The following is a 23,203-nucleotide window of genomic DNA, read 5'->3' as shown; positions in this document are numbered from 1 at the left end:
CATATCTCTAAAGGTTATGGAAATTGATCGCCCCCCTGCTGCGCGCTGTAAAAAATGGCGCAGACAGCAGAGGGTGTTAAATGCAATAATCGTCAACGTTTTCAAATTAACAACTACACCAGTACCTGGTTTGCGTAAGGCGAAGGATTATTTTTATGAAGCTTAAGAACACTCTCCTGGCGTCCGCACTCCTTGCTGCGACCGCTCTGTCTGCCAATGCCGCGACAGAGTTAACGCCGGAGCAAGCGGCTGCAACGAAACCTTACGATCACGTTACGATCGTAGGTCGTTTTAACGCAATTGGCGATGCAGTTAATGCCGCCTCCAAACGTGCCGATAAAGAGGGCGCCGCCGCATTCTACGTCGTGGATAACTCCGAATACGGCAGCAGCGGCAACCAGCGCGTCACCGTTGCACTCTATAAAGCCGATGCCCCGAAAGCGGATGAGGTGAAAAACCGTGTGATTAACGGCGTGATGGAGCTGCCGAAAGATCAGGCCGTTCTGCTTGAGCCTTATGATACTGTCACCATTCAGGGCTTCTACCGCAGCCAGCCGGAAGTGAACGACGCCATCACCAAAGCCGCAAAAGCGAAAGGGGCTGACGCCTACTACATCGTTCGCCAGATCGATGCTAACCAGGGCGGCAACCAGCGCATCACTGCTTACATCTATAAAAAAGACGCGAAAAAACGTGTCCTGCAGAGTCCGGATGCCATCCCGGCTGACTCTGATGCTGGCCGCGCAGCCATTGCCAAAGGCGGCGAAGAAGCGAAGAAAGTGGAAATCCCGGGCGTGGCAACCAGCGCTGCACCAGGCGCTTCCGTTGCCGGTGTGGGCCGTTTCTTCGAAACCCAGACCACCAAAGGTGGTCGCTACAGCGTTACGCTCAATGACGGCACCAAAATTGAAGAGCTGAACAACGCCACTGCCGCGCAAATGATTCCGTTCGACAGCATCAAGTTCACCGGTAACTACGGCAACATGACCGAAATTTCTTACCAGGTGGCGAAGCGTGCGGCGAAGAAAGGGGCCAAGTATTACCACATCACCCGCCAGTGGCAGGAGCGCGGTAATAACATGACCATCAGCGCTGACCTGTACAAATAAGTACCCGGGTTCACTCAGGCGGCGTTATGCCGCCTTTTTTTTTCGCTTTACCGCCACAATTCAGCCCTTCCTCATTGCATGCGCTCGTAACACTCCGTAAAATCCCGCGCCTTAGCGTTATTCACCATTTTTATGCGCTTCGACGAAATAATTATTCTGGAACCGACCCCTTTTTAAACAGGATGCCAATGGAAAAGAAACTTGGCCTGAGCGCTTTGACTGCGCTTGTTTTAAGCTCCATGCTCGGTGCAGGTGTATTCAGTCTGCCGCAGAATATGGCGGCCGTCGCCAGCCCGTCTGCGCTGCTTATCGGCTGGGGGATCACCGGCATCGGGATCCTGCTGCTGGCCTTTGCCATGCTGCTGCTGACGCGCATTCGTCCCGACCTCGACGGCGGTATTTTTACCTACGCCCGTGAAGGCTTTGGTGAGCTGGTGGGTTTCTGTTCCGCCTGGGGCTATTGGCTGTGCGCGGTGATCGCCAACGTCTCTTATCTGGTGATCGTCTTCTCTGCGCTCAGTTTCTTTACCGACTCCCCTGAACTGCGCCTGTTTGGCGATGGCAATACCTGGCAATCCATTGTCGGCTCCTCGGTGCTGCTGTGGGTCGTGCATTTCCTGGTACTGCGCGGCGTCCAGACCGCGGCCAGTATCAACCTGGTCGCAACGCTTGCGAAGCTGGTGCCGCTGGGGCTCTTTATCGTGCTGGCGTTTATTGCGTTTCGTCTCGATCTCTTCAGCATGGACTTTTCCGGCGTGGCGCTGGGTGTCCCGGTCTGGGAGCAGGTGAAAAACACCATGCTGATCACCCTGTGGGTCTTTATCGGGGTGGAAGGCGCGGTGGTTGTCTCGGCCAGGGCGCGCAATAAGCACGATGTTGGTCGCGCCACGCTGCTGGCCGTACTGGCCGCATTAGGGGTCTATCTGCTGGTCACCCTGCTCTCCCTGGGCGTGGTGGCGCGTCCGGAGCTGGCGGAGATGCGTAACCCCTCGATGGCGGGCCTGATGGTGAAAATGATGGGTTCCTGGGGCGAGGTGGTGATTGCCGCCGGTCTGATCGTCTCCGTATGCGGCGCCTATCTGAGCTGGACCATTATGGCGGCAGAGGTGCCGTTCCTGGCCGCAACCCATAAAGCCTTCCCGCGTCTGTTCGCGCAACAGAACAAAAACAATGCGCCGTCCGCGTCGCTGTGGTTGACCAACATCAGCGTGCAGATCTGTCTGGTGCTGATCTGGCTAACAGGTTCAGACTATAACACGTTGTTAACCATCGCCTCCGAGATGATTCTGGTACCCTATTTCCTGGTGGGCGCATATTTGTTAAAAATAGCTACCCGACCGATGCATACCGTCGTGGGGATGGGCGCCTGTATTTACGGCTTATGGCTGCTGTATGCCTCCGGACCGATGCATCTGCTGCTCTCCGTCGTGCTCTATGCGCCGGGACTGCTGGTGTTTATTTATGCCCGTCGCACGCACCAGCTCCAGCACGCGCTGAAGCGCCGTGAAATCGTGCTGATTGGCTTATTACTGGTTGCCGCACTACCGGCAACGTGGATGTTGATGGGATAAGCAACCGCGTCCCATCGTCGAACGGATAAGGAGAACACGATGGGACAGGCAAAACCGCTCCCGATCCTGATTACTGGCGGAGGTCGTCGTATCGGCCTCGCGCTTGCCCACCATTTCTTGAATCTTCACCAGCCTGTCATTGTCAGCTATCGCACAAAATACCCGGCGATTGAGACCCTGTGCGAGGCGGGTGCAACCTGTATTCAGGCAGATTTTTCCTCTGACGAGGGCATTCTGGCCTTTGCCGACCAGGTAAAAGCGGAAACCACCGGGTTACGCGCCATTATTCATAATGCCAGCGCATGGATGGCGGAATCCCCGGAGCACTCGCTCAGCGACACGCTCTCCTGTATGTTGCAGATCCACGTCCATGCCCCTTACCTGCTCAACCACGCCCTGCAGGGGCTGTTGCGCGGCCACGGTCATGCAGCCAGCGACATCATCCACTTTACCGACTACGTGGTTGAGCGCGGCAGCGATAAGCACATTGCTTACGCCGCCAGCAAAGCCGCGCTGGATAACATGACCCGCTCGTTTGCCCGCAAGCTGGCCCCGGAGGTGAAAGTTAACGCCATCGCGCCGTCGCTGATCATGTTTAATGAACATGACGATGCCGACTATCGCCAGAAGGCGCTGAATAAGTCCCTGATGAAAATCGCCCCGGGAGAAAAAGAGGTGATTGATTTAATCGACTATATTCTGACCAGCTGCTACGTCACGGGCCGATCCTTTGGTGTGGATGGCGGGCGTCCTTTACGTTAGTGAAAGCGGCTCCAGCAGAAAATTAACACCCAGGCGCTGAGGCTCCAGCAGAGTACCGCCCCGCCCAGCGCCAGGGGCAAACGCATCATGCCGGTGAAGTACCAGAGCGAAAGCAGATAGAGAAAATAGGGAATAATCGACCACATGCCAAACACGATGGTCGCCCGCAGCGCCTCGATCCCGCGCTCCGAAGCGACGATATAGTGGGCAATGAGGGCAAAGGTGGGAAACAGCGGAATCAACCCGGCAATGTAATAATTTTTGCTTTTCGCCAGTACCCCAATCAGTAACACCACCAGCGCACCCAACGCCGCTTTTATCACCAGTCCCATCCTTCTCCCCTTAACAAGACAATAACAATGTCGGGCAGCATAACGGAACGGCAACATTTTGCGAATGATTAATGGAAGGTTAAGGTTGCGCGGTGTATGTTTGCGTTTTCCGCAGACACAGCCTTGCTATGAACAAGATCGTATACGTTGAGGATGAACCCGAAGTCGGTCAGTTGATCGCCGCTTATCTGGGTAAACATGATATTGAGGTCATCGTCGAACCGCGCGGCGACCACGCAGAAGAGGTGGTGGCGCGGGAAAAACCCGATCTGGTGCTGCTGGATATTATGCTACCCGGTAAAGATGGCATGACCCTGTGCCGGGATCTGCGCGCCCGCTGGAACGGGCCGATTGTGCTGCTTACTTCCCTCGACAGCGACATGAACCACATTTTGTCCCTGGAGATGGGGGCTAACGACTACATCCTCAAAACCACCCCTCCAGCTGTACTCCTGGCGCGCGTGCGCCTGCATCTGCGCCAGCACGTTGCCGCCTCCAGCGAATCCCCGGCCCCGCAGCTCACCCCGCACAAGGCGCTGCGTTTTGGCACACTCTCCATCGATCCGGTTAATCGCCAGGTGCTGCTTTCCGGCGAGCAGGTGGCGCTGTCGACGGCAGATTTCGATCTGCTGTGGGAGCTGGCAACCCATGCCGGACAGATTATGGATCGGGACGCGCTACTGAAAAACTTGCGCGGCGTCAGCTACGATGGCCTGGACCGCAGCGTGGACGTCGCCATCTCCCGCCTGCGCAAGAAGCTGCTGGATAACGCTACCGAGCCGTTCCGCATTAAAACCGTGCGTAACAAAGGCTACCTTTTCGCGCCCCACGCCTGGGACGTATAGCAGAGGCGACAGCCGCCCATTTTTACTCCTGATGATTAACCTTTTGCGCCTGCCCGCATAATATGTATTATGTTATAACATAACATTTATGAGGGTGGGAACGTGTTTAATCAAAACAGGGCGCTGGCTTTTGTCCTTACTTTGTTCGTGCAGCCGGTAGTCGCCGCGACGGTTTATCCGCTGACGGTAGAGAACTGCGGCGTTAAGGAGACCTTTACTCAAGCCCCGCAACGGGTGGTGACGGTGGGGCAACACGAGACGGAATTACTGCTGGCGCTGGGGCTCGAAAAGAAGATCAGCGCAACCTCAGTCTGGTTTGGCCCCCTGCCCGATGCGCTGGCAAAACAGGGTAACGGACTGAAAAAGCTGGCGGATAACGCCCCTTCCTTTGAAGCAGTCACCGCGGAGCGTCCTGATCTGGTGCTGGCCCAGTATCACTGGCATATCGGGCCGCAGGGGGAAACGGGCACCCGGGAACAGTTCGCTGCACTAGGGATCCCGACGTGGATCTCCCCTGCCGACTGCATCGGCAAAAGCGTCACCGACAGCTCAAATGGTGACGGGGCGCGGAGCACACCGTTTTCCATCGCCGAAATCGAACGCGAAATCGATGAACTGGCAACCATTTTCGACGTTCAGCCGCAGGGTAATGCGCTTAACGAGGCGCTGAAACAGCGTATTCAGCAGGCACAGGCCCGTGCTGCCGCGCAACAGACTCGTCCCCTGAAAGTGGTGTTCTGGTTCTCCAGCAGCCGTCTGAAAGGCGATCCCTGGGTGGCCGGCGATTACGGTGCGCCGGGGTGGATCAGCCACACGCTTGGGCTGAAAAATATCATTGATTCCCATGACGAATGGCCTGCCGTGACCTGGGAGCATATCGCCCAGGCGCAGCCTGACGTGATCGTCATCGCTGAGATGTCCCGTCGTCTCTACCCTGCGGATGATGTGGCGGTTAAAAAGGCCTTTTTAAACGACGATCCAGTGACCCGAAACATCCCCGCCGTGAAAAAGGGGCAAATCGTGGTGGTACCCGCAATGTCACTTAACCCCTCCCTGCGTAATGTCGATGCCGTTGAGGCGATCGGCGAAAAACTGGCAACGTTCCAGGCTGAACAATGAGTATCATGATTCTCCGCGCCCCCTTTACCCTGCCGCGCTGGCGGCAGCATAGCCTGATGGCCGTCGGGATAGTGACGCTGCCGTTGATGCTGGTTTTCGCTGCCGCCGTCGGGGATATGCCGGTGTCGTATACGAACGCAGGTAAAGCCATTCTCAATGGTCTGGGTCTGGGTAGCTATGTGCTGCCCCAGGTTGAGGAGGGCATTGTCTGGCAGTACCGCATGAGCCGGGCCCTGATGGCCGCCTGCAGCGGAGGGGGGCTGGCGCTTTGCGGCCTGGTGATGCAGGCCATTCTGCGTAACCCGCTGGCGGAGCCCTATCTGCTGGGGATCTCCTCCGGCGCATCGCTGGGGGCCGTCTGTGTGATGTTGCTGGGTATTGGCGGCAGCACGCTGGGCATCAGCGGTGGTGCCTTTATCGGCGCCTGCTGCGCGTTCGGGCTTATCATGCTTATCACCCACGGCATGACCGACAGCCCGCCACGGATATTGCTGGCGGGCATCGCCGGGACGCAGCTCTTTAACGCCCTGACCGCCTACATTGTCAGCACCTCCGCCAATGCCGAGCAGTCGCGCAGCGTGATGTTCTGGCTGCTGGGCAGCCTGAGCGGGGTTCGCTGGCCGGACGCTATTCTGGCTCTGGCGGTCGTGCTGGCCGGATTTATGGTGATCTTCGCCTTTTCGCGAGCGCTGGATACCTTCACCTTTGGCGATGAAGTCTCCACCACCCTCGGCGTGCCGGTCACCCTGGTGCGCATTATCCTGCTGCTCACCTGCGCGCTGGTGACGGCGGTAATGGTCAGTATCATTGGCGCGGTGGGGTTTATCGGGCTGGTGATCCCGCTCGTTACCCGGATGCTGTGCGGCCCCGGGCATCGCCGCTCAATTCCCCTGACCTTCCTGATCGGGAGTCATTTCATGATCCTCGCCGATGTGGTTTCCCGCACGCTCATCACCCATCAGGTCCTGCCCATTGGTGTGGTCACCGCGTTAGTCGGCGCGCCTGCCTTTGTGGTTCTGCTCTATCGCAGCCGGGAGAAAACGTATGAACCTTTCATTAAGCGGATTGCAGGTCACCTTCCAGTCCCGCAACGTGTTGAACAACATCAATCTGCAACTGGAGGCGGGTGAAATCGTCGGCCTGTTAGGGCCAAATGGCTCGGGAAAATCGACGCTGCTGCGCTGTCTGGCCGGGTTACTCCCGCGTCATGCGCACCATATTCAGCTGAACGGCACCCCGCTCAATAAAATCTCCGTGAGAGATCGGGCCAAACAGCTGGCCTTTGTTCCCCAGCATGCCGGAGTGGATGGCGATCTCTGCGTGGAGCAGATTGTCCGGCTGGGGCGCACGCCGCACCGCAGGGGGCTTTTTGGCTGGAGTGAAAAGGACGACCAGGCGGTTGAGCACGCTATCCGCCTGATGAAACTTGCCGGGCTGCGTCACCGGCTGTGGCGGCAGCTTTCCGGCGGAGAGCGACAGCGCTGCCAGATCGCCCGCGCCCTGGCCCAGCAGCCACGGCTGCTGATCCTCGATGAGCCGACCAACCATCTGGATATCGAGTATCAACTGGAGCTGATGACGCTGATTACGCAGCTGCCCATTACGGTGGTGGTGGCCCTGCACGATTTGAATCTCGCCGCCAACTACTGCCACCGGCTGGTCCTGCTGAAATCCGGCAGCGTGATAGCCAGCGGCCCGCCTGATGCGGTATTGACCCCTGCTCTGATAGAAGACGCCTGGCATGTGCAAGCGGACGTCATGAAACAAGGCAAAACCTTCAACATTCGCTATGCCATGCGGCAGCCCATTGCGTAAAGTAGGCGATGCCCGCTCTTAGCGAGTCAATCTTACGTTCGGGCAGCCTCTTTAACGCGTTGTAGCTGGATGATATTTCATGAAAAAACTGTTTGTGCAGTTTTACCTTCTGTTGTTCGTCTGCTTCCTGGTGATGACCATGCTGGTTGGGCTGGTCTATAAGTTCACCGCCGAACGGGCGGGCAGACAGTCGCTGGATGATTTGATGAAAAGCTCGCTCTATCTGATGCGCAGTGAACTTCGTGAGATCCCCCCTCACGACTGGGCGCGCACCATCAAAGAGCTGGATCTGAACCTGTCATTCAAACTGCGCATCGAGCCGCTGAAGAAATACACCCTGGATGCCCCGACCATGCAGCGGCTGCGCGAAGGCGATATCGTGGCGCTGGACGATCAGTACACCTTTATTCAGCGTATTCCGCGCAGCCATTACGTCCTGGCCGTCGGCCCGGTGCCGTATCTCTACTTCCTGCATCAGATGCGCCTGCTGGATATCGCCCTGCTGGCCTTTATCGCCATTTCGCTGGCCTTCCCGGTGTTTATCTGGATGCGCCCCCACTGGCAGGACATGCTGCGCCTCGAGGCCGCCGCCCAGCGTTTTGGCGACGGGCATCTGACCGAACGGATCCACTTCGACAGCGGCTCGAGCTTTGAGCGGCTGGGGGTGGCCTTTAACCAGATGGCTGACAATATCAACGCCCTGATCGCCAGCAAAAAACAGCTGATCGACGGTATCGCCCATGAGCTGCGCACCCCCCTGGTACGGTTGCGCTACCGGCTGGAGATGAGTGAAAACCTGACCGAAACAGAGTCGCAGGCGCTGAATCGCGATATCAGCCAGCTCGAGGCGCTGATTGAGGAGCTGCTGACCTACGCCCGCCTCGACAGGCCGCAGAATGAACTTAAGCTTACCACCCCGGATCTGCCTGCATGGCTGCGCAGCTACGTGGAGGATGTGCAGAGCGTCAACCCGCAACGCACATTGCTGATCAGCAGCATGGACGGCGATTACGGCGCGCTGGATATGCGTTTGATGGAGCGGGTGCTGGATAACCTGGTGAACAACGCCCTGCGCTACAGCGATAACCAACTGCGGATCGCATTGACGCTGAACGGCAGCCGCGCCAGTTTGTCGGTGGAAGACGACGGTCCGGGCATTGCGCCAGAGGCCCGCCAGCGAGTGTTTGAGCCTTTTGTCCGACTCGACCCGAGCCGGGACCGCGCCACCGGCGGCTGCGGCCTGGGGCTGGCGATCGTCCACTCTATCGCCCAGGCGCTGGGGGGCGACGTCAGCTGCGAAGCCAGCGACCTCGGCGGGGCCCGTTTCTGCTTCAACTGGCCCGTCTGGCATCATATCGCCCTGCCCATCCCTGACTGACCTAAACCGCACGCTGGCCTGACCCGGCGTGCTGTGCTATAACCTAAGTATGTTGTAACTAATGTGGTGCGCTATGGCAACTTACGATCTTATCGAACGCTTAAACTCAACCTTTCGCCAGATGGAGCACGAGCTGGCGCAGTTAACCCCTGAGCTACAGGCCTGTCGCCTGCTAGCCGGACGCGTCTTCTCCCTGCCGGACGTCGCCAAAGGCGCCGAGCACGATCCGCTCAACGCCATTACGGTGAAGCAGCACCTCGGCCAGGAGGCGCTGACGATGGCGCTGCAACACTATCGTCATCTCTTTATCCAGCAGCAATCCGAGAATCGCAGTAGCAAGGCCGCCGTGCGCCTGCCGGGGGTGATCTGCCTGCAGAGCGACGCCGCGCATCGGGAACAACTCACCGCCCGCATTGCGACTATTAATGCCTTAAAAGCGGAATTTGAAAAAATCGTCACCGAGGAGTCAGGTCTTGCCCCCGCCGCCCGTTTTGAGTGGGTGCATCACCAACTGCCAGGTTTGATCACCCTCAACGCCTATCGCACGTTAACGGTGATCAACCATCCTGCCACCCTGCGCTTCGGCTGGGCCAATAAGCACATCATCAAAAATTTCACCCGCGATGAGGTGCTGGCGATGCTGGAGAAAAGCCTCAAGTCGCCGCGCGCCGTAGCGCCCTGGTCACGGGATCAGTGGGTGGAGCGGCTGGAGGCAGAATATACGGCCATTCACTCTCTGCCTGCGGAGGCGCGGCTGAAGATCAAGCGGCCAGTAAAAGTGCAGCCAATCGCCCGCGTCTGGTATGCCGGGCAGCAAAAGCAGGTGCAATACGCCTGCCCGACGCCGCTGATCGCCCTTTACGATGCCGATCAAGGGGCGGTGATCCCCGATATTGGTGAACTGCTCAATTACGATGCGGACAACGTTCAGCACCGTTATAAGCCGCAGGCACAGCCGCTGCGCTTGATTATCCCGCGGCTGCACCTCTACGTGGCGGAGTAACTATTTCAGGCTGCCGACCATCTCTTCCGGGCGGACCCAGCTGTCGAACTCGGCCTCGGTGAGATACCCCAGCGCCAGGGCGGAGGCTTTCAGGGTCAGCCCCTCCTTGTGCGCTTTTTTGGCGATTTCCGCCGCCTTGTCATAGCCGATATGGGTATTGAGCGCCGTCACCAGCATTAACGACTCGTTGAGCAGCTGGCTGATGCGCTCGCGATTCGGCTCGATGCCCACCGCGCAGTGCTCGTTAAAGCTCTCCATCCCGTCCGCCAGCAGACGCACCGACTGGAGGAAGTTGTGGATCACCATCGGACGGTAGACGTTCAGCTCAAAGTTGCCCGAAGCCCCGCCCATGTTCACCGCCACGTCATTGCCCATCACCTGACAGCAGAGCATGGTCATGGCTTCGCACTGGGTCGGGTTGACTTTACCCGGCATGATGGAGCTGCCCGGCTCGTTCTCCGGGATGCTGATTTCACCGATGCCGCAGCGCGGCCCGGAAGCCAGCCAGCGCACGTCGTTGGCGATTTTCATCAGCGAGGCCGCCAGCCCTTTCAGCGCCCCGTGGGCATGCACCAGCGCATCACAGGTCGCCAGCGCCTCGAACTTGTTCGGCGCCGTGACAAACGGCTGCCCGGTGATATTTGCCAGCTCTTCAGCCACCCGTACCGCATATTCCGGATGGGTATTGAGCCCAGTGCCCACTGCGGTGCCGCCCAGCGCCAGCTCCGCCAGGTGCGGCAGGCTGTGGTCGATATGGCGCAGATTGTGATCGAGCATCGCCACCCAGCCGGAGATCTCCTGGCCCAGGGTCAGGGGCGTGGCATCCTGCAGGTGGGTACGGCCAACTTTGACGATATCGGCGAAAGCCTGGGCTTTGTCATTGAGGGTCTGCTTCAGAACGTTCAGCTGCGGGATAAGCTGTTCGCGCAGGGCGATGAGCGCCGCCACATGCATCGCCGTGGGGAAGACATCGTTGGAGCTTTGGCTTTTGTTGACGTCGTCGTTGGGGTGGATCTTGCGCTCCATGCCGCGCACGCCGCCGAGCAGCTCGCTGCCGCGGTTCGCCAGCACCTCATTCATGTTCATATTGCTCTGGGTACCGGAGCCGGTCTGCCAGATGGCGAGGGGGAACTCATCAGAATGTTTACCCGCCAGCACTTCATCGGCGGCGGTGATGATCGCATTAGCTTTCTCCCCGGAGAGCAGGCCTAAATCCTGGTTGACCTTCGCCGCGGCGCGTTTGGTCAGCGCCAGGGCCTGGATCAACGAGACCGGCATCTTTTCAGTGGAGATACGGAAATGTTCCAGTGAACGCTGGGTTTGCGCGCCCCAGAGTTTGTCCTGCGGGACGTCGATGGCACCCATCGAATCTTTCTCACTGCGTGAGGTGGTCATACTTTCTCCTTGATAACACTGAAGTGGATTGCTCACAGCTCAAAGAAACAAGTATTGATGAGATAAGAAAAAGGGTATGGCGCTTTGTGCGCTCTTTTTGTTGCCCGGCTGTGCCGGGTGGCGCTGCGCTTACCCGGCCTACATGTTTGGTAGGCCGGGTAAGGCGTAGCCGCCACCCGGCAGGGTTTTCAAACTACTTCACACAGGCCGAACACTGGGAGGACTGGATCTGTTTGAAGAAGTCGTTGCCTTTGTCATCCACGAGGATAAACGCCGGGAAGTCTTCCACTTCGATTTTCCAGATCGCTTCCATCCCCAGCTCCGGATACTCCACGCACTCGAGGCTCTTAATGCTGCCCTGCGCCAGCACCGCGGCCGGGCCGCCGATGCTGCCGAGGTAGAAGCCGCCGTGCTTGTGGCAGGCGTCCGTCACCTGCTGGCTGCGGTTGCCCTTCGCCAGCATGATCATGCTGCCGCCGTTGGCCTGGAGCTGATCCACGTAGGAGTCCATACGCCCGGCGGTGGTTGGCCCTAAGGAGCCGGAGGCATAGCCGTTCGGGGTTTTTGCCGGGCCCGCGTAATAGATCGGGTGATCTTTAATGTACTGCGGCAGCCCTTCGCCATTATCCAGACGCTCTTTCAGCTTCGCGTGGGCGATATCGCGGCCCACGATAATGGTGCCGTTCAGGGACAGACGGGTGGAGACCGGGTACTGAGAGAGCTGGGCCAGGATCTCACTCATCGGACGGTTCAGGTCGACGCGTACCGCCTCGCCCTCGCCCGCTTTGCGCAGCGCTTCCGGAATGTATTTACCTGGGTTGTTCTCCAGTTTCTCGATCCAGATCCCGTCGCGGTTAATCTTCGCTTTAATGTTGCGGTCCGCCGAGCAGGAGACGCCCATGCCCACCGGGCAGGATGCGCCGTGGCGCGGCAGGCGGATCACGCGGATATCGTGGGCGAAATATTTGCCGCCAAACTGGGCGCCGAGGCCGAGGTTCTGGGCTTCCACCAGCAGTTCCTGCTCAAGCTGAACGTCGCGGAACGCCTGGCCGTGCTCGTTACCTTCGGTCGGCAGATTGTCGTAGTATTTGGTCGAGGCCAGCTTGACGGTTTTGAGGGTGCTTTCCGCCGAGGTGCCACCGATCACAAAGGCGATGTGGTACGGCGGACAGGCCGCGGTGCCGAGAGTACGCATCTTCTCCACCAGGTAGTTTTTCAGCTTGCCCGGCGTGAGCAGCGCTTTGGTCTCCTGATAGAGATACGTTTTGTTCGCTGAACCGCCACCTTTGGCGATGCAGAGGAATTTGTACTCGTCGCCATCCACGCTGTAGAGGTCAATTTGCGCTGGCAGGTTGGTGCCGGTATTCACCTCTTTATACATATCCAGCGGGGCGTTTTGTGAATAGCGCAGGTTGTCTTCGATATAGGTGTTATACACGCCGTGCGCCAGGGCCGCTTCGTCACCGCCACCGGTCCAGACACGCTGGCCTTTTTTACCCATGATGATGGCGGTACCGGTGTCCTGACAGGTTGGCAGAATGCCTTTTGCCGCGATATCGGAGTTACGCAGGAACTGCAGGGCGACGTACTTGTCGTTTTCGCTGGCCTGCGGGTCGCTGAGAATGTCGGCCACCTGCTGCTGATGCGCCGGGCGAAGCATGAACGAGGCATCGTGAAACGCCTGTTGCGCCAGTAAGGTCAGGGCCTGCGGGTCAACTTTCAGGATCTCCTGTCCTTCAAATTCAGAGACAGAAACGTGGTCGCGGGTTAACAGGTAATATTCGGTCTGATCCTTGGCCAGCGGGAAAGGATCCTGGTAATGGAAGGGTTTATTCGACATTGATCTCTCACTTACTGCTTCGGTCTGTTTATTTAGAGCAGATGTTCCGCTGCCCTGCTTAAAAGCGAGTCAGCCTATCCTACACAATTTTTTAACAAAAACTGAGACTAGTACGACTTTTTCCGCGCGCAGGTTACATCCGCACGGTTTATTGCTTTAATACGGGCAGATAATTCCACATATGAAACAGGGCTTGATAATGCAAAAACTCATCAACTCAGTGCAGCACTACGCCTGGGGAAGTAAAACTGCGTTAACGGATCTCTACGGTATCGCCAACCCGGACAACCTGCCGATGGCAGAGTTGTGGATGGGGGCGCACCCGAAGAGCAGCTCAAAAATTGAAGATGCCCGCGGGGTGCGTTCCCTGCGCGAGGTCATCGAAGCGGATAAGAGCACGCTGCTGGGCGCTAAGGTCGCCGAACGCTTTGGCGAACTGCCTTTCCTCTTCAAGGTGCTGTGCGCCGATCAGCCGCTCTCTATTCAGGTTCACCCGAACAAGCAGGCCTCCGAAGAAGGTTTTGCTAAAGAGAACGCAGCCGGTATTCCGCTGGACGCCGCCGAGCGTAACTATAAAGATCCGAACCACAAACCGGAACTGGTCTTTGCCCTGACGCCGTTCCTGGCGATGAACGCCTTCCGCGAGTTTTCTGAGATCGTTTCGCTGCTGCAGCCGGTTGCCGGAGCGCACAGCGCCATTGCCCACTTCCTCGAAAAACCGGACGCCGATCGCCTGAGCCACCTCTTCGCCAGCCTGCTTAATATGCAGGGGGACGAAAAATCCCGTGCGCTGGCGGTACTGAAAGCGGCCCTGAACAGCCAGAAAGGCGCACCCTGGCAGACCATCCGCGTGATTTCGGAATTTTACCCGGACGACAGCGGCCTCTTCTCCCCGCTGCTGCTGAACGTGGTGAAACTGGAGCCGGGCGAAGCGATGTTCCTGTTTGCCGAAACGCCGCATGCCTACCTGCAAGGGGTGGCGCTGGAGGTAATGGCTAACTCCGATAACGTACTTCGTGCGGGGCTGACGCCGAAATACATCGACATCCCTGAACTGGTGGCCAACGTCAAATTCGTCGCGAAACCGGCAGCTGAACTGCTCACCCAGCCGGTTAAAAACGGCGCAGAGCTGGACTTCCCCATCCCGGTGGAGGACTTTGCGTTTTCCCTGCACGATCTCAGCAGCGAAGAGACCCGTATTGCCCAGCAGAGCGCGGCTATTCTCTTCTGCGTTGAGGGTGAAGCGGTGCTGAGCAAGGGCGAGGAGCGCCTGGTGCTGAAGCCTGGTGAGTCGGCCTTTATTGCCGCGAATGATTCCCCGGTTAGCGTCAGCGGCGTCGGGCGTCTGGCGCGGGTATTCAACAAGCTCCAGTGACCTGCTGAATTTTTTAACCATTTTTGCTAAGCTATTGCTAACCTTATGACCTCACCGGGCGGTTTTCACCGCTCGGTTTCATTTTATGGATAATCACGATGAAAAAATCGGTTATAGCTGCAGGCGTTATTGTTGCATTAGGGCTGGTCTGGACGGGCGCGGCCTGGTACACCGGGAAACAGCTGGAGAGCCGTCTGGGTGAGATGGTGGCCCAGGCGAACAGTGAACTTAAGCGTACCGCGCCGGAAGCCGGGCTGGAGCTGAGCTATCAGGATTATCAGCGCGGTGTGTTCAGCAGCCATCTGCAGATGGTCGTTAAGCCGGTAGCAGGAACCACTAATCCGTGGCTGCAACCGGGACAAAGCCTGGTGCTGAACGAAGATGTTGACCACGGTCCGTTCCCGCTGGCCCAGCTGAAATCCTTCAACCTCATCCCCTCTATGGCCTCGGTCAAATCGACGCTGGTCAATAACGAAGCCTCTAAGCCGCTGTTCGATCTGGCGAAAAATGAGTCACCTTTTGAGGTCAATACGCGCATCAGCTATGCCGGTGACACCCGTTCCGATATCGCCCTGAAAGCCCTGAATTACGAGAATGGCGACGAGCAGGTTGCCTTCAGCGGCGGTAACTTCCAGCTCGATGCCGATCGCGACGGCAAAAACGTCTCGCTGAAAGGTGAAGCGGCAAGCGGCCGGGTCAACGCGGTGAACGAGTACGATCAGAAAGTCCAGCTGACCTTCAATAACCTGAGCATTGATGGCAACAGCCGTCTGACCAGTTTTGACGAGCGCATCGGCGATCAGAAACTGACCCTCGATAAAATGGCTATCGCCATTGAAGGCAAAGAGATGGCGGTGCTGGAAGGCACAGATCTGAAAGCCACCGCGGATCTCTCTAAAGATGGCAAGAGCATCAACAGCCAGCTGGATTACAACCTGAAGAGCCTGAAAGTGCAGAATCAGGATCTGGGTGCCGGTAAGCTGACCCTGAAGATCGGCAATATTGACGGTCAGGCATGGCACCAGTTCAGCCAGCAGTATCGCGCTCAAAGCCAGGCTCTGCTGGCTGATAAAGAGCTGATGACCAACAATCCGGCGCTCTATCAGCAGAAAGCGGCGGAAGCTTTCTTTGGTAATCTGCCGATCCTGCTCAAAGGCGAGCCGGTGGTGACTATCGCGCCGCTGAGCTGGAAAAACAGCAAAGGCGAAACCAACTTCAACCTCTCGTTGTTCATGAAGGATCCCGCCACTGCCACCGGTGAAGCGCAGACCCTGGCGCAGGAAATGGATCGCAGCGTGAAATCGCTGGAGAGCAAGCTGACCATCCCGATGGACATGGCAACCGAATTCATGACCCAGATTGCGAAGCTGGAAGGCTATAACGAGGATGATGCCGGCAAGCTGGCCAGCCAGCAGGTGAAAGGCCTGGCGGCGATGGGACAGATGTTCCGCATCACCACCGTGGAAGATAACGTGATCGGCACCAGCCTGCAGTACAGCAATGGTCAGGTGACCCTGAATGGCCAGAAGATGCCGCTGGAGGAGTTTGTCGGCATGTTTGGCGTACCGGCCCTGAACCTGGCGGTACCGGATGAACCTGCGGCTCCGCCAGCACCGGCTGCTCCGCCAGCGCCTGCGGTACCGCAGCAGTAAACAGCAAAACCCCTCTGCGGAGGGGTTTTTTATTGCCAGTCATCCTTTCCAGCCGGTCAGGAAGTCCATCAGCAGAGCGTTCACTTTCTCCGGTTGCTCTTCCTGCGGCAGATGTCCGCACTCTTCAATACCATACGCCCTCAGATCGTCCGCCATTTCCGCCCAGACGCTCTGCATATCGAACAGCTTGCCGACAGCGTGAAAATCATTGCCCCACAGCGACATCACCGGGCAGGCAATTTTAACCTCTGCGTCCGCCAGATCCTGTGCCACATCCTCTGCATTGGCGCGATAATCGGCCATCGCCCCCCGCACGGCACCGGGTGCCTGATAGGCCCGGACGTAGGTATCAAACGCCTCGCCGCTGATGGTGGAAGGATCGTAAGTCCAGTCCGAGAAGAAATGGCGCAACCAGATATGTTCCCGCCCGGCAATCAGGGCTTCCGGCAGGTCGGGCACCAGGTGGAACAGAAAGAACCAGTACGCCCGGGCGATGGAGGCGTTTAAATCCCGCGCGACGATACGCGTCGGGACATTATCCATCACCACCAGGCGATCCACCCGTTCCGGATAATCTTTCGCAAAGCGGGTGGCGACACGCGCGCCGCGGTCGTGCCCCACCAGCACCACTTTCTTCAGGCCCAGGGCGTTCATCAGTTCCAGGATATCCCGCGCCATAGTGCGTTTATCGTAGCCGGAGGCCGGTTTATCGCTCTCGCCGTAGCCGCGCAAATCAGGAGCAATCACCCGGTAATGCTTCGACAGAACCGGAATCTGATAGCGCCAGGCGTAGTTCGTTTCCGGGAAGCCGTGGAGCAGGATCACCGGTGCGCCTTCCCCCTCTTCAACCACGAACTGACGGATGCCATTAGCTGTTACGGTGTAACTTTTCATTGTGATCTCCTCGTCTTATTTCAGCAGTGGCACGTCGGCCGCACGTTGATACGGGCCGTAAATCGCCGGGTTCCAGTTGTAACCCTGAGCGTCGGCGGTAATGTGCCCGATGCCCGGGAACGCCAGATGCGCTGCCGCCAGCCATTCGCCCTCTTTTGCCAGGGCGTTGAACTCCTGCCCGCGTGATGAGGTGGCTTTTTTCGCATCCACGTCAAAGCGAATCGATACTTCCGGGTGCGGGAACTGCACCGCAGGGGCGTGAATCAGGTCGCCGATAAAGTTGATACCTTTCCCTTGAGAAGCAAAACGATACACCGTGCTGCCGGGCGTATGGCCGGGTGCGTAGGCCGTCTGGACTTCAGGGATCGGCGAGGCGGGCGGCACGAAGGTTTTCAGGCGTCCCGCCGCTTTATAAGAGGCCAGAGCGTGTTGGGCGATAGCGAAATACTCTTTTGCATTGGCGGGGGCGCTGGCCTCTTTCGCCGGATCCAGCCAGTAGTCAGCTTCCGCCTGCGGCACGTAAACCGTGGCATTAGGGAATAGCGCCTTACCCGCGGCATCGCTCAGGCCGCAGACGTGGTCCAGGTGGAGGTGGGTCAGGAAGATGGTGTCCACCTGCTCAGGACGATACCCGGAGGCTTGCATGTTGGGAATTAATTGCCCTGCGGTTTGCGGCACGCAGTGGCCCGCCCCGCTGTCGATCATCACCAGATGCTTACCGGTGTTGACTAAAAAGGCGTTAAAGGAGGTGGGCATGCGCTCGGCATCAATCTTATGCTGCGCCAGCAGGTCGCGAATTTTGTCGGCTGAGAGCCCTTTTAACAGCGACGGCGAGAGATCGTTGTAGCCATCGAAAAGCGCCGTCACCTCATATTGCCCCACCGCCAGGCGATAGTAACCCGGCACCTGCTGTTTAATCTGAGCGGGTGCGTCTGCCCAGACGGAGCCCGCAAAAAACAGGCCACTGAGCGCTAAAACCGTCGTCATCTTTTTCATCTTCACTCCGAATTTACTGTTTATAGGATGTGGAGTGACTATGGCGCTATAACGCTAATTAGTGTAGATGTGTAATTTGATACGCCAGTATAACGAGAATCGTGATAATGAGACTGGACGATGTGGAAGTGTTCGTGGAAGCCATCAAAGCGGGAAGCCTGGCGGGTGCCGCGCGTCGGCTCTCAATGAGCGCCATGGCGGCGTCGCGATGCCTGAATAATCTGGAAGCGGAGCTGGGTGTCCGGCTGGTGCACCGCACCACGCGCTCCCTTTCACCCACCAGCGACGGCGAGGTCTTTTTACCCCATGCCCAGGCGCTGCTGGAAGACAAGACCAATGCCCTGGCTGACCTCTTTCCTGATGGCGCCCCCCTTTCCGGGCGGCTACGCATCACCGCCTCGGCGGCGTTTGGCCGTAAAATCATCGCCCCGATGCTGCCCGACTTTATGCGTCAGCATCCCGCCCTGCAGGTCGATTTAATCGCTACCGATGAGCAGGTTGATATTGTTGGCAGAGGAATAGACGTGGCGTTACGTATCGCCCCGCTGCGGGACAACCGCCTGGTGGCGCATCGCCTCTGTGATAACCCCCGTGACCTCTGCGCCAGCACAGCGTATCTGACGGAGCATGGCTATCCAAAAACGCTCAGCGATCTTGCGGCGCACAGCTGCTTAACCACCACTGACACCACCCACTGGGCGTTCGACCAGGGGGGACAGCGAAGCAAACAGAAAGTATCGGGGCGGTTTTCGGCGAATTCTATCGAGGCGATCTTTGAGGCGTGCCTGGGCGGTATGGGCATTGCCAACCTGTCCCGCTGGTACCTCGAGCCCGCCTTTGTGCAGGGCCTGGTGAAGCGGATCGCGCTGGAGGATGCCAGGCCGGAAGCGCTGGCCGTCTGGGCCGTCTACCCGACGTCGCGGTTGATTCCAGTTAAGGTGCGCAAGTTTGTCGAGGCACTGGAGGCGCGGCTGGCGCGTAACCCGCTCACGCCGCATGGGTAAAGTTATTTCACCGTCACCAGGCGGGCCGATACAATCTGATGCCCCGCCTGCACGTCGGCTTTATCGATCCGCTGCATAATGCGGTCGGCCAGCGTGTAGCCCATTTCCCGCGCCGGGGTGGTGGCCCAGACAATCGGCAGATCGTCCAGTGCGTTCTCTGACACATCCGCAAAGGCGCCCAGCGCCACCTGATGACCAAAGAAGGTTTCGACCCCGCCTTCCCCGCTCTGCCGTCCGGCACGGATTAAGCCGAACCAGGCGCCCATGGCGATAACATCGTTATAGCAAATCACGGCGCTGATAGTGGGGCTGGCGCGCAGCAAGTTACCGATCGCCTCTGCCGCCTGCTTGTGGCGGGATTCACACTCCACCACCCACTCGCTGTGGAACGGCAGGCCGTATTTGATCAGCGTCGCGCAGTAGCCGCCCACCCGTTCGGCGCGCGTCAGCGACGAGCTTTTACCGCCCAGCCAGGCAATCCGTTGATGGCCGCGGCGAATAAGATGTTCGGTCAGCATTTGTGCCGCCTGCATGTTGTCCGGGCGCAGGGTATCCGCTTCGTCGAGATAGCTGGCGCGGGAGGCAAACACCAGCGGAACCCCTTTGGCTGCCGCGCGCTCGCACAGTTCATTGCTTACCCCGGAAGCCCCGGCAACAATCACCCCATCCACCCCCTGCGTCAGCAGCATATCGAGGCGCTGGAGCAGCTGATCCGCCTCCCGGCCGCCATGCAGTAAAAAGACCATCCGCCCCTGGGCTTCCAGCGCCTCCGTCAGGCCCGCCGTCAGTTCGGCATAGAACGGCGAGGTCAGGTCGCGGACGATCAGGCCAATCACCCCGCTTTGCCCACCCCGCAGCGCCGATGCCTGGCGGTTACGCACAAATCCCAGTTGCTCAACCGCCTCGTTGACGCGCTGCCCCGTCGCAGGGGAGATGCGCCCTTTCCCGCTCAGAACCAGTGAAACCGTGCTCACGGAGACACCCGCCGCCAGCGCGACGTCGTTAATGGTAATTTTTTTCGCTACAGCCATGTGTGGGGGTGTCTCCCTGATAATGAAATCGGTAAAACGTTTTATCAATAGGTTATCTTTATACCCTCTGCCAAAGCCTGAGAATGTGATTTAGCGCGCACTAAAATTTGATAAAACGTTTTATCTTCTCGCAGCACTGAGGCAGGTAAATCTATTTTAACAATAAAGGAGTCGTTTCATGACGGCGAAAGCAGCACAAAAAATCTCGCTGTGGGAGTTTTTCCAGCAACTGGGTAAAACCTTTATGCTGCCCGTGGCTCTGCTCTCCTTCTGCGGGATCATGCTGGGTATCGGCAGTTCGCTCAGCAGCCACGATGTTATTACCCTGATCCCGTTCCTTGGCAACCCCGTGCTGCAGGCGATCTTTATCTGGATGAGCAAGGTCGGCTCCTTTGCCTTTAGCTTCCTGCCGGTGATGTTCTGCATCGCCATCCCGCTGGGGCTGGCCCGCGAAAACAAAGGCGTGGCGGCCTTTGCCGGGTTTGTGGGCTACGCGGTGATGAACCTGGCGGTGAACTTCTGGCTGACCGCCAAAGGCATTCTGCCGACCACCGACGCGGCAGTACTGAAAGCCAATAACATTCAAAGCGTAATTGGTATTCAGTCGATTGATACCGGCATCCTCGGGGCCGTGATCGCGGGTGTGATCATCTGGATGCTGCATGAACGTTTTCACTATATCCGTCTGCCTGATGCGCTGGCCTTCTTCGGCGGCACCCGTTTTGTGCCGATTGTGACGCTGGTGGTGATGGGCCTGTTTGGTCTGATCATTCCGCTGATTTGGCCGGTCTTTGCCATGGGTATTACCGGCATTGGCCGTATTATCAACAGCGCCGGTGATTTTGGCCCGATGATCTTCGGTACCGGTGAGCGTCTGCTGCTGCCATTTGGACTTCAGCATATTCTTGTCGCCCTGATCCGCTTCACCGAAGCCGGTGGCACCATGGACGTCTGCGGCCACTCCGTGAGCGGCGCGCTGACCATCTTCCAGGCGCAGTTAAGCTGCCCGACCACCCACGGCTTCTCGGAGAGCGCGACCCGCTTCCTCTCCCAGGGCAAAATGCCAGCCTTCCTCGGCGGCCTGCCGGGTGCGGCGCTGGCGATGTACCACTGCGCCCGTCCGGAAAACCGTCATAAGATTAAGGGACTGCTGATCTCCGGCGTTATCGCCTGCGTGGTCGGCGGTACCACTGAACCGATCGAGTTCCTGTTCCTGTTCGTGGCACCGGTGCTGTATCTCATTCACGCCGTGCTGACCGGCCTGGGCTTTACCACCATGGCGGTGCTGGGTGTCACCATCGGTAATACCGACGGCAACGTGATTGACTTTGTGGTGTTCGGCATCCTGCACGGCCTGTCGACCAAGTGGTATCTGGTGCCGGTGGTGGCCGCGATCTGGTTTGCGGTCTACTACGGGATCTTCCGCTTCGCCATCACCCGCTTTAACCTGAAAACGCCGGGACGCGATATTGAGAGCGCGGCGAGCGTGGAGCAGGCGGTGGCGGGCGTGACCGGCAAATCCGGCTACAATACGCCAGCGATCCTGGCGGCGCTGGGCGGTGCGGATAACATCACCTCTCTCGATAACTGCATTACCCGTCTGCGCCTGTCGGTGGCGGATATGTCCAAAGTGGATACCAACGCCCTGAAGGCCAATCGCGCTATCGGCGTGGTTCAGCTCAACCAGCACAATTTGCAGGTGGTGATCGGCCCGCAGGTGCAGTCAGTGAAAGATGAGCTGGCGACCCTGATGCGAACAGTAGAAGCCTGATGCCCCAGCCCCCTCCCCAGGAGGGGGTTCTCTTTTAAGGAGACGTTATGTTTGATTTTTCCACCGTCGTGGATCGTTACGGCACCTGGTGTACTCAATGGGACTATGTTGCTGACCGCTTCGGCGCCGCCGACCTGCTGCCGTTTACCATCTCGGACATGGATTTTGCCACGGCGCCCTGCATCATCGAGGCCCTGCAAGCCCGCATCAGCCACGGAGTGTTTGGCTACAGCCGCTGGAAAAACGACGAATTCCTTGGGGCGGTAGCGCACTGGTTCCGGCAGCGCTTTAACAGCTCCATCGATACCAGCGCCATCGTCTATGGCCCTTCGGTGATCTATATGGTGTCGGAGCTGATTCGCCAGTGGTCCAAGGCAGGAGACGGGGTGGTGATCCACACCCCGGCCTACGACGCGTTTTACAATGCCATTGCGGGCAATAACCGTCAGGTGGTGCCTGTTGGCCTGCATAAGACGGCGGCGGGCTGGCAGTGCGATATGGCCGAACTGGAAGCGGTATTGGCACAGCCGCAGAACAAGATCCTGCTGCTCTGTAGCCCGCACAACCCGACCGGCAAGGTCTGGACCCGGAACGAGTTAGCGACCATGGCTGAACTCTGTGCGCGGCACGGTGTGGCGGTCATTAGCGATGAAATTCATATGGATATGGTATGGGGCAACCATCAGCATATCCCCTGGTGCGAAGTGGCGCAGGGAAAATGGGCGCTTCTCACCTCCGGCTCCAAGAGCTTTAATATTCCTGCTCTTACCGGCGCATACGGTTTGATCGGTGATGAAGCCAGCCACATGGACTATTTGCAGGCGCTGAAGGGGCGCGACGGCCTCTCTTCGCCGTCGGTGCTGGCGCTGGTGGCGCACATTGCCGCCTACCAACAGGGTGAAGCCTGGCTGGATGCGCTGCGCAGTTATCTGGAGGCCAATCTGCACTATGTAGCCGACAGGCTCAATGGTGCCTTTCCTGCGTTAAACTGGCAGCCACCAGAGGCGACCTATCTGGCGTGGATCGATCTGCGACCGCTAAATATCGACGACCGAAAGCTGCAAAATGTGCTGATTGAGCAGCAAAAAGTAGCGATTATGCCGGGATATACCTATGGCGAAGAGGGTAACGGCTTTATCCGACTCAATGCCGGTTGCCCGCGCAGTAAACTGGAGCAAGGAGTGGAACGACTGATTGCCGGGATTCACGCCCTGCGGTAATAGCATTGCGCAACGGATATTTATCTTGCGCAATTAGCTTTTTGCTCCGTTTTATTTTTATAATACGTCGCACTTTACCTAATAAAGAGTG

At 58.1% G+C, this 23,203-nt stretch carries 19 protein-coding genes and 1 pseudogene; 14 read left to right on the top strand and 6 right to left on the bottom strand.

Annotated features, from left to right (window positions below):
- Positions 1 to 155: 155 nt before the first annotated feature.
- From ydgH to folM, 3 genes are all read left to right on the top strand, one after another.
- Positions 156 to 1,109 (top strand): DUF1471 family protein YdgH, encoded by a 954-nt coding sequence (gene ydgH, locus FHC51_RS15815; protein WP_114315150.1) that lies wholly within the window; start codon positions 156 to 158, stop codon positions 1,107 to 1,109.
- A 188-nt stretch (positions 1,110 to 1,297) separates the two neighbouring features.
- A complete protein-coding gene (locus tag FHC51_RS15810) occupies positions 1,298 to 2,680 on the top strand; it encodes an amino acid permease (RefSeq protein ID WP_114315151.1) in 1,383 nt (460 codons plus the stop codon).
- Positions 2,681 to 2,719: 39 nt separating this feature from the next.
- Positions 2,720 to 3,442 carry a dihydromonapterin reductase gene (gene folM, locus FHC51_RS15805; RefSeq protein WP_103179409.1) on the top strand — a complete coding sequence of 241 codons (723 nt, stop codon included), beginning with the start codon at positions 2,720 to 2,722 and terminating at the stop codon, positions 3,440 to 3,442.
- On the opposite strand, the gene FHC51_RS15800 is transcribed toward folM, so the two are convergent.
- Complete coding sequence (locus FHC51_RS15800; protein ID WP_103179408.1) at positions 3,439 to 3,774, bottom strand: GlpM family protein; 336 nt, start codon at positions 3,772 to 3,774, stop codon at positions 3,439 to 3,441. The genes folM and FHC51_RS15800 overlap by 4 nt on opposite strands.
- 128 nt (positions 3,775 to 3,902) lie before the next feature.
- Here FHC51_RS15800 and rstA point away from each other — a divergent pair, with 128 nt between their 5' ends.
- The 6 genes and pseudogenes from rstA (at position 3,903) to tus (ending at position 9,934) form a co-directional block, all read left to right on the top strand.
- Entirely contained in the window at positions 3,903 to 4,619 is a 717-nt protein-coding gene (rstA, locus tag FHC51_RS15795; RefSeq protein WP_220435996.1) for a two-component system response regulator RstA, read from the top strand.
- An 88-nt stretch (positions 4,620 to 4,707) separates the two neighbouring features.
- Positions 4,708 to 5,738 (top strand): annotated as a pseudogene (locus FHC51_RS15790) (ABC transporter substrate-binding protein).
- Positions 5,735 to 6,868, top strand: a complete 1,134-nt coding sequence (locus FHC51_RS15785) for an iron ABC transporter permease (protein WP_255584889.1) — start codon at positions 5,735 to 5,737, stop codon at positions 6,866 to 6,868. The pseudogene FHC51_RS15790 and the gene FHC51_RS15785 overlap by 4 nt, the downstream one beginning before the upstream one ends.
- Positions 6,783 to 7,553, top strand: a complete 771-nt coding sequence (locus tag FHC51_RS15780; RefSeq protein WP_220435994.1) for an ABC transporter ATP-binding protein — start codon at positions 6,783 to 6,785, stop codon at positions 7,551 to 7,553. Before FHC51_RS15785 ends, FHC51_RS15780 begins: the two co-directional genes overlap by 86 nt.
- Positions 7,554 to 7,632: 79 nt before the next feature.
- Positions 7,633 to 8,931, top strand: coding sequence for a two-component system sensor histidine kinase RstB (rstB, locus tag FHC51_RS15775; RefSeq protein ID WP_220435993.1), 1,299 nt, complete (start codon positions 7,633 to 7,635; stop codon positions 8,929 to 8,931).
- A gap of 73 nt (positions 8,932 to 9,004) precedes the next feature.
- The gene (gene tus / locus FHC51_RS15770; RefSeq protein WP_220435992.1) at positions 9,005 to 9,934 is read left to right on the top strand and encodes a DNA replication terminus site-binding protein; all 930 of its coding nucleotides are present in this window, start codon (positions 9,005 to 9,007) and stop codon (positions 9,932 to 9,934) included.
- On the opposite strand, the gene fumC is transcribed toward tus, so the two are convergent.
- Both fumC and fumA read right to left on the bottom strand, forming a co-directional pair.
- Positions 9,935 to 11,329 (bottom strand): class II fumarate hydratase, encoded by a 1,395-nt coding sequence (gene fumC, locus FHC51_RS15765; protein ID WP_220435991.1) that lies wholly within the window; start codon positions 11,327 to 11,329, stop codon positions 9,935 to 9,937.
- A gap of 193 nt (positions 11,330 to 11,522) precedes the next feature.
- Positions 11,523 to 13,169, bottom strand: coding sequence for a class I fumarate hydratase FumA (gene fumA / locus FHC51_RS15760; RefSeq protein WP_103824540.1), 1,647 nt, complete (start codon positions 13,167 to 13,169; stop codon positions 11,523 to 11,525).
- Positions 13,170 to 13,368: 199 nt separating this feature from the next.
- On the opposite strand from fumA, the gene manA reads away from it, so the two are divergent.
- Both manA and FHC51_RS15750 read left to right on the top strand, forming a co-directional pair.
- A complete protein-coding gene (gene manA / locus FHC51_RS15755) occupies positions 13,369 to 14,544 on the top strand; it encodes a mannose-6-phosphate isomerase (RefSeq protein ID WP_220435990.1) in 1,176 nt (391 codons plus the stop codon).
- A gap of 98 nt (positions 14,545 to 14,642) precedes the next feature.
- Positions 14,643 to 16,196, top strand: a complete 1,554-nt coding sequence (locus FHC51_RS15750; RefSeq protein WP_220435989.1) for a YdgA family protein — start codon at positions 14,643 to 14,645, stop codon at positions 16,194 to 16,196.
- Positions 16,197 to 16,235: 39 nt separating this feature from the next.
- Here the strand turns inward: FHC51_RS15750 and FHC51_RS15745 are convergent, their stop codons facing one another.
- Positions 16,236 to 17,090 (bottom strand): alpha/beta fold hydrolase, encoded by an 855-nt coding sequence (locus FHC51_RS15745; protein WP_220435988.1) that lies wholly within the window; start codon positions 17,088 to 17,090, stop codon positions 16,236 to 16,238.
- A 15-nt stretch (positions 17,091 to 17,105) separates the two neighbouring features.
- The gene (locus FHC51_RS15740; protein WP_255584887.1) at positions 17,106 to 18,077 is read right to left on the bottom strand and encodes an MBL fold metallo-hydrolase; all 972 of its coding nucleotides are present in this window, start codon (positions 18,075 to 18,077) and stop codon (positions 17,106 to 17,108) included.
- 116 nt (positions 18,078 to 18,193) lie between these two features.
- Between FHC51_RS15740 and FHC51_RS15735 the strand changes: the two genes are divergently transcribed.
- Complete coding sequence (locus FHC51_RS15735; RefSeq protein ID WP_220435986.1) at positions 18,194 to 19,090, top strand: LysR family transcriptional regulator; 897 nt, start codon at positions 18,194 to 18,196, stop codon at positions 19,088 to 19,090.
- Positions 19,091 to 19,092: 2 nt separating this feature from the next.
- On the opposite strand, the gene FHC51_RS15730 is transcribed toward FHC51_RS15735, so the two are convergent.
- A complete protein-coding gene (locus tag FHC51_RS15730; RefSeq protein WP_103824546.1) occupies positions 19,093 to 20,121 on the bottom strand; it encodes a Mal regulon transcriptional regulator MalI in 1,029 nt (342 codons plus the stop codon).
- A gap of 178 nt (positions 20,122 to 20,299) precedes the next feature.
- Here FHC51_RS15730 and malX point away from each other — a divergent pair, with 178 nt between their 5' ends.
- Positions 20,300 to 21,892 carry a maltose/glucose-specific PTS transporter subunit IIBC gene (gene malX, locus FHC51_RS15725; RefSeq protein ID WP_220435985.1) on the top strand — a complete coding sequence of 531 codons (1,593 nt, stop codon included), beginning with the start codon at positions 20,300 to 20,302 and terminating at the stop codon, positions 21,890 to 21,892.
- A gap of 47 nt (positions 21,893 to 21,939) precedes the next feature.
- Entirely contained in the window at positions 21,940 to 23,112 is a 1,173-nt protein-coding gene (locus tag FHC51_RS15720) for a MalY/PatB family protein (RefSeq protein WP_220435984.1), read from the top strand.
- Positions 23,113 to 23,203: the final 91 nt, after the last annotated feature.

Source organism: Leclercia sp. EC_58, from assembly GCF_019584355.1.
GTDB lineage: Bacteria > Pseudomonadota > Gammaproteobacteria > Enterobacterales > Enterobacteriaceae > Enterobacter.
The sequence above is the reverse complement of the archived record's forward strand: the minus strand, read 5'-3'. Positions and strand labels throughout refer to the sequence as shown.